The following is a 13414-nucleotide window of genomic DNA, read 5'->3' as shown; positions in this document are numbered from 1 at the left end:
TGAAAGAAGCGTATTGATACGGCTATAAAAATATTACTTATAATTTGGCGGAAGCCTCTGCAATTTTGAGAAATAAAGTAGTAGAATAAGAAAATAATGAGTAGCGGAGTATTATGGCAAGAAAATGGAGGTTTAGTATGTTGGACTACAAAAAAGAGTATGAGCGCTGGGCAAAGGCGGATTTATTGGATTTTGACCTGCGTAGAGAGCTGAATCTGCTTTCCGGAAAAGAGGAAGAGATTAAAGAGCACTTCGGCGTAGCCTTGGAGTTCGGTACGGCAGGGATTCGCGGAACCTTGGGTGTAGGAACCAATCGCATAAATATTTTTGTGGTTCGACAGGCAACGGAAGGCTTGGCAAGATATATCCTGGAGGAAGGACTGGAGAAGCTGGTGGCCATCAGCTATGATTCTCGTTTAAAGGGCTGGACCTTCGCAAAAGAGGTGGCTCAGGTTCTTGCTGCAAATGGAATCTCCGTTCGCCTTTATGATGCTTTGATGCCTGTTCCGGCACTTTCCTTTGCGACAAGATATTATCATTGCAGTGCAGGAATTATGCTCACAGCTTCCCATAACCCTGCAGTATATAACGGTTACAAGGCGTACGGCAGTGACGGTTGCCAGATGACGGATGAAGCGGCGGATAAGGTTTATGCCAAGATTAAAGAGACGGATGTCTTAAGCGGTGCTAAGACCATGTCCTTCTCCGAAGCGGTAGATCAGGGATTGATTCGTTTTGTAGAAGAGGAATGTAAGGAGGCTTTTTATCAGTCCGTGCTTTCCCAAAGTGTGCATCCCGGCGTGTGCAAGGATGCAGGGCTTTCCTTGGTTTATACCCCGCTAAACGGAACCGGTCTGGAGCCGGTTACCCGGATATTCCGGGAGCTCGGCATATCCGATGTTACGATTGTGCCGGAGCAGGAATATCCGAATGGATACTTTACCACTTGTCCTTATCCCAATCCGGAGATTTTCGAAGCGATGGAAAAGGGACTTGCTCTTGCGAAGGAGAAAAATGCGGATTTGCTTCTTGCGACAGATCCTGATGCAGACCGTGTGGGAATTGCCATGCGAACGGAAAATGGAGAGTATGAGCTTGTCAGCGGAAATGAGATGGGAGTACTCCTCTTAGACTATATTGCAGCAGGAAGAACGGCGGAAGGAACACTTCCGAAGAATCCGATTGCGGTCAAGTCCATTGTCAGCACACCGCTGGCAGACAAGGTGGCTGTAGACTATGGAGTGGAGATGCGCCACACCTTGACCGGATTTAAGTGGATTGGAGAGCAGATTAAATTCTTAGAGGAGAAGGGAGAACAGGAACGCTTCCTTTTCGGTTTCGAGGAAAGCTATGGTTACCTTTCCGGTACAGCGGTAAGAGATAAGGATGCGGTTGTGGCTTCCATGCTCATCTGTGAAATGGCTGCCTATTACAGAAAGAACGGCTCTTCCATCAAGGCTCGATTGGAAGAAATATATGCAAAATACGGTTATTATTTGAATGCGGTAGACAGCTTCTCCTTCCCGGGACTTTCCGGCATGGATAAGATGAAGGGGATTATGGAAACGCTTCGGAAAGACAGTCCGAAAGAATTTGCCGGTATTGCCGTAAAAGAAGCTTTAGACTACCTGGATAGTGAAAAAACCGGACTTCCGAAAGCAAATGTGCTTCTTTATACTTTAGTGAATGGGGAAAGCATTATTGTCCGTCCTTCCGGAACAGAGCCGAAGATTAAGGCCTATTACACAACCTTGGGAAAGACAAAGGAAGAAGCAAAAAAAGAGAAAGAGAAGCTTGCAAAGGCATTGCAGCCTATTTTCAGCTGATAAGGAGAGTCTTACAGCGGAAAGAGACAGTAATTGGTGGATAATTGCTTTTGTAGTAAAGAATGAAAAAAGGGGGAAGAGTCACTTTGCGAGAGAGTATACGAAAAGAGGAAAGGAAGGAAAAGGGAAGAGACAAAACAAAGAAAAGAGTGAAGGAGCTCGACAGTTTTAAGGGATTTCTCATCTTTTTGGTTGTACTGGGACACTTTCTTCTTCCGCTTAGCGATAGCCCTTATCCTCTGTTTAACCGTAGCTTTTATCTGATTTACAGCTTTCATATGCCGGCATTTCTCTTTCTTTCCGGCTACTTTGCTTATGGAAAATGGAAAAAAAGAGGGACGAGTTTTCGTTCCCTCTTTTCTTATCTTCTCTTATATATATTGATGAAATTCATGTTACATCGTGCTGACATCCTCTTCTATGATGTGCATACGACTTGGCCGGATTTCTTTCATGAATCTTCTACACCATGGTATCTTCTTGTCCTTTTCTTTTTGGAGCTGACTCTCCTCCCTATGGAAATTTTTCGTAGAAAAAAGACGGGAGAGCAGGTCATCAGCTTTTATTTTTTATGCTTGATTTTACTCTCTATCCCTTTGTCCTTTATGAAAATCGGCGAAGAATGGAAGGATTTTCTGGCTTCAGACAGAATTCTGGGCTTTGCCCCTTTTTTCTATCTGGGAATGCTTGCGAAACTCGGCGATTTTTCTTTTCAAAAAATACATAGGCCCCCTTTCGTTTTGGGATTTTGTTTTACCCTGATTATAATTCTATTTTTGCCAAAACTTCTTCCCTATACCCGCGTTTTTTACGGTACCTGGGGCTACCGTATCGAGGGCGAAGCGATTCTGCCTTTCTTTAAAAAACACCCGACCCTGATAAGAATCGCTTTTATTCCCTTTTCCCTTTGCATTGCTTATTTCTTTTATGGGCTCCTGATTTTTCTTCGGCAGAAGAAGGAGAGTATTCAACCGGAAATTACTTCCAGGGGAAGTCAGATTTACTTTGGAATGGAACGAGTATTTCAGGATAGAGAGACTTTTCTTATGAAAATGGGTCACTATTCAATGCCGATTTATGTATTCCATCGCCCTTTCCGAGATGCTTTTTTTGCCGGAGGACTGGAACAGCCGTTCTGGCACGAGGGAATCCCTTTTTGGCTGATTCTTCTCTTCTATATCTTTTTGCTCCTCTTATCCTTGCTTCTTCTTTTTGTATTAGGGAGAAAGACGCTGGACAATCTTTGCCGTTTTCGTTTTACAGGATAAAAAGTCCGTAGAAGAGATGTTTTGCAGTATAAAAACGAGCAGGGGCATTCCTGATGGTATATTTATCTATCTGTAGAGCGGTTTTTATCAACCCGTTTTGTCCTATAAGCTTATATTCAAAAAGGTGCTCAGATGGGAATCTGAGCACCTTTTTTGTTCTGAACGAGAGTCGTGCGCAAAGCATACTGTCTCTCGTTTGTACTGTTTCTTTATAGCCCTTTTGCTTTCATTTATTAGTCTTTCTTATCTTCGATAACAAGACTTCTTAACTTACCGTCCATACCCCAAAGGATTGCAGCAACAACAATTAAGATTGCAGCAATACCGAAGCTGGATGTAGCAAAGGGGATCTTGGAAATTGCGTTATACAGTGCACCGTAGGAAAGTCCTGCAATAAAGATTGCACAAGTCCATACCGCCATCATTGCGGAAAGCAGTCTTTTCGGAGCAAACTTGGAAATGAAGGAGTTACCAAGCGGGGAGAAGGTCATCTCACCGAAGGATAAAACAAATCCGAAGAGAACTACCCAGAGCAAGTTTGCAGGCTGTCCGCCTCTTGTAATATCCGCAAAGGCAAAAACGGCAAAAGCAACTCCCAAAAGGCCGAGACCTAATGCAGTGTGCTTAAAGATAGTCAATCCGCCATTCGGTCTTCTTGCATCCATCTCCCAAAGTATACCGAGAATTGGGCCGAGAGCGATACATACTAAACCGTTCAAGGAATCGAAGAAGGAAGTCGGAACCTGGAAGCTTCCAATCTGCCAGTTCATACGATACACTTCTTTTCCTGCTTCCTGAATTGCAGTTCCCCAGTAATCATAAACCGGAAGATAAGCCATATACCAGAAAATCCAGAAAATAGCGGAGAAGGCGGATACGAATACGATAGCTGCGATTCTCTGCTTCTCAATCTTGGTGAGCGGCTTTTTCTCCACTGTTTCAGAATCTGCTGCGCTTGTATCCTTCTTTTCATTCTCTTTGAAGGGTCTTGCACCGACTTCGCCGAGAGATTTCCAAGAACAAACGAACAAAACAGCGTTAATCAACATAGCAACGGCACAAACCAAGAAACAGATTCTGTAACCGTAGCTTCCTGCAATCAATCCGATAGAAGTTGTTCCGATAAAGCTTCCCAAGTTAACCATGGAGTACTGTGTGGAGAATGCTTTGTCGAGCTCCTTCTTATCAGAGAAAAGAAGGCCGGTGATAGAGTTGGTCTGTGGCTTAAAGAGACCGGTTCCGATGGATACAAGACCGATCATGAGAGCCATTCCGCCTAAGCTGTGTGCGTTAAAGCCTACAAAGTAACCAAGGCTCATCAGAGCCATTCCGATTGGAACGAGGTACTTTGCACCGAAGAAACGGTCGGAAAGAACAGATCCGAAAAGTGGTGCCAGGTAGGTAAAGGCAACGAAAAAGGACTGATAAACCGCATTGGAACCATCCGTGATGCCTAAGCCACCCTTAGCTGCTTCCAACGCAATAAACTGGATGATTAACCATTTTGCGGAGTAGTAGCTGAAACGCTCCAAAGTGAAGGCGAAGTTACAAAACCAGAAGCCTGCTTTGGGATTCGCTTTTGTTTGAACTGTGTTGGTCATTTGAAATCCCCCTCCTAAAAGGACTTAAAAATTAGTAACAAGGAAAAACAACTTCTTTTGTTGCAAATTCCTTCCCCCCTATCTTTCTTTATAATTGTTTACAAAAAAGAAAGATATTAGTTCGAGTTCTGTAATTATATTCTTTTATCTTTCAGGATTCAACGGGGAAATGCGGAATAATGTTTATTGTATCGCTAAAATAAATATATTTTATTAATTCAAGTACTTATATTAGATAAATTAATATTTGCCAAAAGAAGAATTAAAAAAGCCGGCAATAAATTTATAAGTCTTGATTTTCTAATATATATTTCTAAAACATTTTTTACTCAACAGAGATTTTTTTCACATCCATATCCTTCGGAAGGATAAAGCTTAAAAGAAGGGCTACTACGAATACTACCGCAACGACGTTGGCACCGAATACGATCTGCACAATGGACGGGAAAATGTGCCAAATTTCAGCTTCCGTGCTGGCGGTAAAGCCTACACCGATTGCCAAAGAGAGGGAAGCAATCACGATATTTCTCTGTGAAAATCCGCAGGAAGCAATCATTTGCATACCGGAAACAACGATGCTACCGAACATCATGATGGTGCAGCCTCCCAATACACACTGGGGAAGGGAGGAGAAGAACTGTCCTACAGGAGGAAGCAGACCTGCGAGCATCATAGCAGCAGCGCCGGTTGCGATAGTGAAGCGATTAACAACCTTGGTCATGGCAATTAGACCGACGTTTTGGGAGAAGGAAGTAACCGGAGCGCATCCGAAGAGAGAAGAAATGGAAGAAGCATATCCGTCACATGCGAGTGAACCGGAGATTTCTTTCTCCGTAATGTCTCTATTGAGTCCCGATACAACCATGGCAGTGGTGTCACCGATGGTTTCGGTTGCGGATACCAGGAAGATGATGCAAACAGAAACGATAGCCCCGAGGTTAAACTTCGGCATATAAGGAAGAATCTTCGGAAGAGAAACGAAGCCCTTGGAAAGTAGAGTACTATAGTCCACCTTTCCGACAAAGATAGATAGAATGTAGCCGACTACAAGACCGGCCAAAACGGAAAGCTGCTTCATATAGCCTTTTACAAAAATGCTCCATATGATGCAGGTCAGTAAAGTAATACTTGCAATGGCTAGGTTTGTTGCGGAACCGAAATCTTCGGCATAGCCGCCTCCGAAGGATCTGGCACCCACCGTAAAGAGAGAAAGGCCGATAGAGGTTACTACGGTTGCGGATACGATGGGAGAAATCAGTTTCTTCCAGTACTTTGCCAAAAGTCCCAGAGTTCCTTCAAAGATGCCGCCTACCAATACGGCGCCGATTACGGTCGGGTAGCCATAATTTGCGGCAATGGTGGATAAAATGGTTACAAAGGTGAAACTCACACCCATAATGATGGGCAGTTTTGCGCCAACCTTCCATATAGGAAAGAGCTGAATCATGGAAGCGATTCCGGCGACGAACATCGCGTTTTGAATCAGAGATGCAATCTCCTGTTGAGAAAGTGCGGGCTGTGCCGCTCCGGCAATGATGGTAATGGGAGCGAGGTTAGATACGAACATGGCAAGTACGTGCTGCAGGCCGAAAGGGATTGCTTTTCCAACAGGTACACGGCCGTCCAGACGGTAGATGTTCTCCATAGAGACATTTCCTGCTTTTTCTTGACTCATTTGTCCTCCTTCTTTATGGAAAAGGAACGTTCCTCTTCCATAAATATAAAATATTTATAAATTTACTTAAGCTGAAGTGTAGCACTTGGTTAAAATAATGTCTATCTTGGAGAAAATGGAATTAAATTAAAACTTGGAATAAAAAATATTTGTATTTTGCACAAAATATAGCAGATAATAAGGGGTATATTTCAGAAAGTTGAAGTAATAAATCGAATTTGTAAAGGAAGGCATAGAAAAGGGAAGAATATAGAGAAAGGAAGGGAAAATCTAAATAATTTTTTGGTATATAATGCATGATAAAATCCAAAAAATACTGTTTATTTTTGTGAATAGACGCTAGAAAAAACAAATTTTATACTATATTAAGGAAAGTTGGGAATTTATATTCTTTTTTAATTAAAAGAATAGGATAGCCCATTCATCAGTTTGTGAAATAAAAGCTTAGGATAGATTGCTTTTGGTAGTCAGGAGGTCAGGAGGATTTCTATGAGAGAGGTAGGACAAGACAAGATTCGAGTAGATGCCTATGGCAAGGTAACGGGTGAAGCAAAGTATACTGCGGACTTGGAGCCGAAGAATATTTTGCATGGCAAGGTTTATCATTCCACGATTGCAAACGGTTTGGTAAAGAGCATCGATACGACAGAGGCGGAGAAGGTTCCCGGAGTGGTAAAGATTATTACCTGTTTTGATGTACCGGATATCCAGTTCCCGACTGCCGGACATCCTTGGTCCGTAGAGAAGGCACACCAAGATATATGCGACAGAAAGCTCTTGAATCAGAGAGTTCGTATCTATGGAGATGATATTGCCTGTGTTATTGCGGAAAATGAAGTAGCCTGTTCTCAGGCGCTTCGCCTTTTGAAGGTGGAGTACGAAGAGTATCCTGTAATGACAACCGTAGAGGAAGCCTTAAAGGAAGGGGCAACTCCGCTTCATCCGGATCTTCGTAAGGACAATGTCATTGTGCACAGCCATATGACAATGGTGGAAAAGGACTTTACCTATGAAGAAGGGGTAAAGAAAGCAAAAGAACAGTATGGAGAGGATAATATCGTAGAGTTTTCGGAAGTCTATGACACGCCGAAGATTTCCCATTGTCATATCGAACTTCCGGTTTCCTTTGCCTATGTGGACGTAAACGGAAAGATTACCATTGTCAGCTCCACCCAGATTCCGCATATTGTGAAGCTCTATGCCTCCATGGCGCTCGGCGTTCCGGCGGGAAAGGTGCGGATTATTAAGCCCTATATCGGAGGCGGCTTTGGAAACAAGCAGGATATGCTCTATGAGCCGTTGAATGCTTATATGTCCATGCAGGTTGGCGGTAGACCGGTTCGCCTTGAGATTTCCAGAGAGGAAACCATTTACGGAACCAGAACGAGACACCAGATTACGGGACACACGAAGGCGGTGGTGACGAAGGACGGACAGTTCCTCGCAAGAAAGCTGGAGGCTTTTTCCAACAACGGCGGTTATGCTTCTCACGGGCATGCGATTTGTGCCAACTGCGGAAATGTCTATAAGGAACTGTATCAGGATAAACTCGGTACGGAGGTGGATTGCTGGACAGTCTATACCAATGCACCTACAGCAGGTGCGATGAGAGCTTACGGTATTCCGCAGTCGGTTTGGTTTACCGAGTGTCAGACGGACGATATCGCAAAGAAGCTGGGAATCGATCCCTTGGAGCTTCGAATGAAAAACTGCATGCCGGCAGGCTTTAAAGACCCGCATAACGGCATTACCTTCCATTCCTACGGTTTAAAGCAGACCATGGAAAAGGGCGCGGAACTCGTGCACTGGAAGGAAAAGAGAGCGGAGTATGATAAGCCGCAGAGTGGAGAGAAGCGCAGAGGTATCGGCATGGCTATTTTCTGTTATAAGACCGGTGTGTACCCCATTGCTTTGGAGACAGCTTCTGCCCGTATGGTATTAAATCAGGACGGTTCCGCACAGCTCTTTATGGGAGCAACGGAGATCGGGCAGGGTGCGGATACCGTATTTGTGCAGATGGCAGCAGAGTCCTCCGGACTTCGATTCGAAGATATTTATATTGAATCCACACAGGATACCGATACGGCACCCTTCGATACCGGGGCTTACGCGTCTCGCCAGACCTATGTTTCCGGTAAGGCTTGTAAGAAGGTTGCGGAAGAGTTTAAGAGAAAACTCATCGACTATGCCGTGTATATGGTGAATCATGCAGTAGAGGATTTCTCTAAGACCGTATACTTAAATGAAGTGACAGCTGCCGCTAAGGCAATCCGGGAAGCGTATGGCTTAAAGGAAGACGAAGAAATCACCAAGGAGATGTTAGATGTTCTGGAGTCGGAAATCATCGAGAAGAAGAACGGAAAAGCCGTGCTTCCTCTTCGGATCTTGGCGGACACCGCATTCTATTCCCTGGATCGTTCCGTACACATTACCGCTGAGCTTACGAACCATTGTAAGGAAAACAGCTTTTCCTCCGGTGCTTGCTTTGTAGAGGTAGAGGTGGATATTCCGCTTGGACTTGTAGAAGTAAAGAATCTTGTGCAGGTGCATGACTCCGGTGTGATTATCAACCATGCAACCGCAACGGGACAGGTACACGGCGGTATCGCACAAAGTATCGGTTTCGCTCTTTCCGAGGAGCTTCTTGTAGATGAGAAGACAGGAAGAGTCTTGAATGACAATCTTTTGGACTTTAAGATTCCTACCGCTATGGACGTTCCGGACATGCAGGTGGATTTTGTGGAATTGGATGATCCCACAGGCCCCTACGGGAACAAGAGCTTGGGCGAACCTCCTATTATTCCGGCAGGACCTGCCATTCGAAACGCCATTTTACAGGCTACCGGTGTAGCAATGAACACGGCGCCGATGACTGCCCAGAGACTTACCGATGCTTTCAGAGAAGCCGGTTTACTTGAGACTATTTAAGGGAGGGTGAGTAATGTTCGATATTCAGGAGTTTTACGAGGCAAAGAGCGTAGAAGATGCGGTGAAGGCGTTGTCGGAAAATGAAAATGCGGAAGTGATTTCCGGCGGAACCGATGTGCTCATTCGTGTCAGAGAAGGAAAAGATGCGGGAAAAGCATTGGTTTCCATTAAAAATATAGAAGAAATCAAGGGTGTGAAGATGCTGGAGAACGGGGACCTCTTTATCGGTGCCGGAACAAGCTTCACTCATATTACCAATGACCCTTTGATTCAGAAGCATCTCCTTATGCTGGGAGAGGCAGTGGATACTGTGGGAGGACCGCAGATTAGAAATATGGGAACCATTGGAGGAAATATCTGTAACGGTGCAACCTCTGCGGATTCTGCGGCAAGTATCAGAGCGCTGGATGCGATAGTACATTTGGTAGGGCCGGAGGGAGAGCGAGAGGTGCCGATTTCCGAGTTTTATACCGGACCGGGAAAAACCGTTAGAAAATGGAATGAAGTCTGTACGGGCTTCAGAATTCCAAGAGAAAATTACGAGGGCTGGAGCGGAAAGTACATTAAGTACGGAAAGAGAAAGGCCATGGAGATCGCTACTCTTGGCTGCGCCGCTATGGTAAAGCTGAGTGAAGATAAGAAGAGCATTCTGGATTGCAGGCTGGCTTACGGGGTAGCGGCTCCGACGCCGATTCGTTGTAAGAAAGCGGAGGAAAGCTTAAAGGGTGCGGATATCCATGATGAAAAGCGGATGGAGGAATATGTAAAGATTGCTTTAACAGAAGTGAATCCCAGAAGTTCTTGGAGAGCTTCCAAGGAATTCCGTTTACAGATTATCGCGACTCTGGCAAAGAGGGCATTAGAGGAGGCAATTCGCCTGCAGGGAGGAGAGATTCATGCTTAAAATCATTCATTTTACCGTTAACGGAAAAAAAGTAGAGCTTGCCGTAGACGAGCGTGAGTCCCTGCTCGATACCCTGAGAAACCGCTTGGATCTCACTTCGGTGAAGAAGGGCTGTGAGGTAGGAGAGTGTGGTGCCTGTACCGTTTTGGTAGACGGAGAGGCGATAGACAGCTGTATCTACCTCGCAATGTGGGCGGATGGAAAATCGGTCATGACAGTTGAGGGATTAAAAGGCGAAAATGGAGAGTTAAGTCCGATTCAGAGAGCTTTTATCGAGGAAGCAGCCGTACAGTGCGGTTTCTGCACACCGGGGATTATTATGTCCGCTGTAGAGATTGTGGGATCCGGTAAGCGTTACACGAAAGACGAGCTTCGTAAGCTGATTTCCGGGCATCTTTGCCGTTGTACCGGTTATGAAAATATTTTAAAGGCAGTAGAAAGAGCAGTAGAGGAAACTTATTTGGCAACACATAAGTAAGCCGCAGGAGGTTAAAATGGAGCAATATCGTTTTATTGTAAATGGTCGAGAAGTGGGAACGGAGGAGGATAAGCCTCTCCTTCGCTATCTAAGAGATGATTTAAAGTGCAAGTCGGTAAAGGACGGTTGCAGTGAGGGAGCTTGCGGAACCTGTACTATCATTATTGATGGTAAGGCTATGCGTTCCTGCATTTTGACAACCAAGAAGGCGGTAGGGAAGAATATCGTGACCGTGGAAGGGCTAAGTACTAAAGAGAAGGAGGCCTATGTCTATGCCTTCGGCCGCTGCGGTTCCGTGCAGTGCGGTTTCTGTATTCCCGGTATGGTGATGAGTGCGAAGGCGCTTATCGATGAGAATCCGAATCCGACGGAAGAGGATATTAAAAAAGCCATTCGCGGAAATATTTGCCGTTGCACGGGATATAAGAAGATTATCGAAGGAATTGACCTGGCAGCTAAGGTGCTTCGCGGAGAAGAGAAGATTCTTTCCGGATTGGAGTGCGGAGAAGACTTCGGCATCGGGCAGTCCGCATTCCGTGTGGATGTCCGGGAGAAAGTACTTGGTACAGGAGAATACCCGGATGATGTGGAGATGGAAAATATGGCCTACGGCGGTGCAGTACGTACCGAGCATCCGAGGGCGAAGATTTTGAAAATCAATACGGAAGCTGCGGAAAGTCTCCCCGGAGTACTTTGCGTCTTAAAGGCGGAGGACGTTCCGAACAATAAGGTCGGACATATCCAGCAAGACTGGGACGTTATGATTGCCGAAGGGGACATTACCCGCTGTATCGGAGATGCGCTTTGTCTGATCTGTGCAGAGACTCCTTCTATTCTGGAGGCGGCTAAGAAACTTGTGAAGGTAGAATACGAGGTCTTGGAGCCGGTAAGAAGCATAGCGGAGGCCAAGGCGGAAAATGCCCCGAAGATTCATCAAAACGGAAATCTCTGCCAGCAAAGACATGTAAGTCGCGGAGATGCGAAGACAGCTATTGCGAACGCAAAGTATGTTGTGACGGACAGCTTCTCCACACCTTTTACAGAGCATGCCTTTATGGAGCCGGAGTGTGCTGTTGCCTTCCCGTATAAGGACGGTGTAAAGGTCTATACCACCGACCAGGGGGCATACGACACCAGAAAAGAAATTTCCATTATGATGGGCTGGGATCCTTCCCGTATTGTAGTGGAGAACAAGCTGGTCGGCGGCGGATTCGGCGGTAAGGAAGATGTTTCCGTACAGCATATTGCAGTGCTTATGGCTTTGAAGGCGAACAGACCTGTAAAGGTCAAGTTCTCTCGTCAGGAATCCATCAACTTCCACCCGAAGCGTCATGCCATGGAGGGAACCTTTACTCTGGCCTGCGATGAAAACGGCATCTTCCAGGGGCTGGATTGTGAAATCAACTTTGATACCGGAGCTTATGCTTCTCTTTGCGGCCCGGTTTTAGAGAGAGCCTGTACGCACTCCGTAGGTCCGTACACCTATCAGAATACGAATATTTTGGGATATGGGTATTATACCAATAACCCTCCTGCAGGAGCTTTCCGAGGCTTCGGTGTTTGTCAAAGTGAGTATGCTTTGGAAATGCTGATTGACAGGCTTGCGGAAATGGTGGGAATCAGTCCTTGGGAGATTCGCTTCCGTAATGCCATCGAACCCGGAAAGGTGCTTCCGAACGGGCAGATTGCGGATTGTTCCACGGCACTTAAGGAAACGCTTCTTGCGGTAAAGGATGTTTATGAAGCCCATCCCGGAAGAGCGGGCATTGCCTGTGCTTTAAAGAATGCCGGAGTCGGTGTAGGACTTCCGGATAAAGGTAGAGCAAGAGCGGAAGTGTTAGACGGAAAGCTTAGAGTCTATACCGCAGCTTCCGATATCGGACAGGGCTGTCGTACGGTATTCACCCAGATATTACAGAGTGAAACCGGCCTTCCCATAGAGAAACTCAGTATTTCCAGAGGATCCACCGAGGATTCCCCGGACTCCGGAACGACCTCCGGATCTCGTCAGACGCTGATTACCGGTGAAGCGGTTAGGGGACTGGCTGCCGAGGTTAAAAAAGATCTTGATGCAGCAGGAGGGAAGCTGGAAGAGCTGAACGGAAAAGAATATTTTTACGAGTTCTTTGATCCGACAGATAAGCTTGGTGCGGATCTCCCGAACCCGAAATCCCATGTAGCTTATGCTTTTGCAACCAATGTGGCTATTTTGGATGATGAGGGAAGAGTGACGGATGTATATGCCGCTCATGATTCCGGAAAAGTTGTGAATCCGGTATCCATTCAGGGACAGATTGAGGGCGGTGTACTCATGGGAATGGGCTATGCCTTAACCGAGGACTTCCCCTTAAAGGACTGTGTGCCTACTGCGAAATTGGGTACCTTGGGCCTTCTGCGTGCAAACCAGATTCCGAACATCCATGCCATTTATGTGGAAAAAGATACCCCTCTCCCGTTCGCACACGGCGCAAAGGGAATCGGAGAGATTGCAAGTATTCCTATCGCTCCGGCCATTGCAAATGCATACTATGCCTTTGACCATGAGTTCAGAACGAAGCTTCCGCTGGAAGGAACCTTCTATCGGAAGAAAAAATAAGGTATTTCTAACAGAATAAGTATTGGAGAAGCAGGTTAAAATCGAAAAGTACTTCTATTTTCGTCTTGCCTGCTTCTCTTTTTTTGTTTTTTCACAATATCAAAAAATTTGATAAAGGAAGGATGCCTTTTTATTCCT

At 45.5% G+C, this 13414-nt stretch carries 8 protein-coding genes; 6 read left to right on the top strand and 2 right to left on the bottom strand.

The annotated features are described in order from the left end of the window. The first annotated feature begins 137 nt into the window (after positions 1–137). Positions 138–1826 carry a phospho-sugar mutase gene (locus HMPREF9625_RS04440; RefSeq protein WP_009535797.1) on the top strand — a complete coding sequence of 563 codons (1689 nt, stop codon included), beginning with the start codon at positions 138–140 and terminating at the stop codon, positions 1824–1826. Between the two features lie 86 nt (positions 1827–1912). Then, positions 1913–3094 carry an acyltransferase family protein gene (locus HMPREF9625_RS04435; RefSeq protein WP_009535796.1) on the top strand — a complete coding sequence of 394 codons (1182 nt, stop codon included), beginning with the start codon at positions 1913–1915 and terminating at the stop codon, positions 3092–3094. Between the two features lie 233 nt (positions 3095–3327). Here HMPREF9625_RS04435 and HMPREF9625_RS04425 read toward each other — a convergent pair whose 3' ends face one another. Further along, the gene (locus HMPREF9625_RS04425) at positions 3328–4695 is read right to left on the bottom strand and encodes a peptide MFS transporter (protein WP_009535795.1); all 1368 of its coding nucleotides are present in this window, start codon (positions 4693–4695) and stop codon (positions 3328–3330) included. 325 nt (positions 4696–5020) lie between these two features. Next, positions 5021–6370: a uracil-xanthine permease family protein gene (locus HMPREF9625_RS04420; RefSeq protein WP_009535794.1), complete on the bottom strand. Its 1350-nt coding sequence runs from the start codon at positions 6368–6370 to the stop codon at positions 5021–5023. A gap of 489 nt (positions 6371–6859) precedes the next feature. Between HMPREF9625_RS04420 and xdhA the strand changes: the two genes are divergently transcribed. The 4 genes from xdhA to xdh are packed head-to-tail and all read left to right on the top strand — an operon-like array spanning position 6860 to position 13276. Continuing rightward, complete coding sequence (gene xdhA, locus HMPREF9625_RS04415) at positions 6860–9298, top strand: xanthine dehydrogenase subunit XdhA (protein WP_009535793.1); 2439 nt, start codon at positions 6860–6862, stop codon at positions 9296–9298. A gap of 13 nt (positions 9299–9311) precedes the next feature. After that, positions 9312–10202 (top strand): xanthine dehydrogenase subunit XdhB, encoded by an 891-nt coding sequence (xdhB, locus tag HMPREF9625_RS04410; RefSeq protein WP_009535792.1) that lies wholly within the window; start codon positions 9312–9314, stop codon positions 10200–10202. Further along, positions 10195–10680, top strand: coding sequence for a xanthine dehydrogenase subunit XdhC (xdhC, locus tag HMPREF9625_RS04405; protein ID WP_009535791.1), 486 nt, complete (start codon positions 10195–10197; stop codon positions 10678–10680). Before xdhB ends, xdhC begins: the two co-directional genes overlap by 8 nt. 16 nt (positions 10681–10696) lie before the next feature. Beyond that, positions 10697–13276 (top strand): selenium-dependent xanthine dehydrogenase, encoded by a 2580-nt coding sequence (xdh, locus tag HMPREF9625_RS04400; RefSeq protein ID WP_009535790.1) that lies wholly within the window; start codon positions 10697–10699, stop codon positions 13274–13276. The last annotated feature ends 138 nt before the right edge of the window (positions 13277–13414 follow it).

It is taken from the genome of Oribacterium parvum ACB1, assembly GCF_000238055.2.
Lineage (GTDB): Bacteria > Bacillota > Clostridia > Lachnospirales > Lachnospiraceae > Oribacterium > Oribacterium parvum.
The sequence above is the reverse complement of the archived record's forward strand: the minus strand, read 5'-3'. Positions and strand labels throughout refer to the sequence as shown.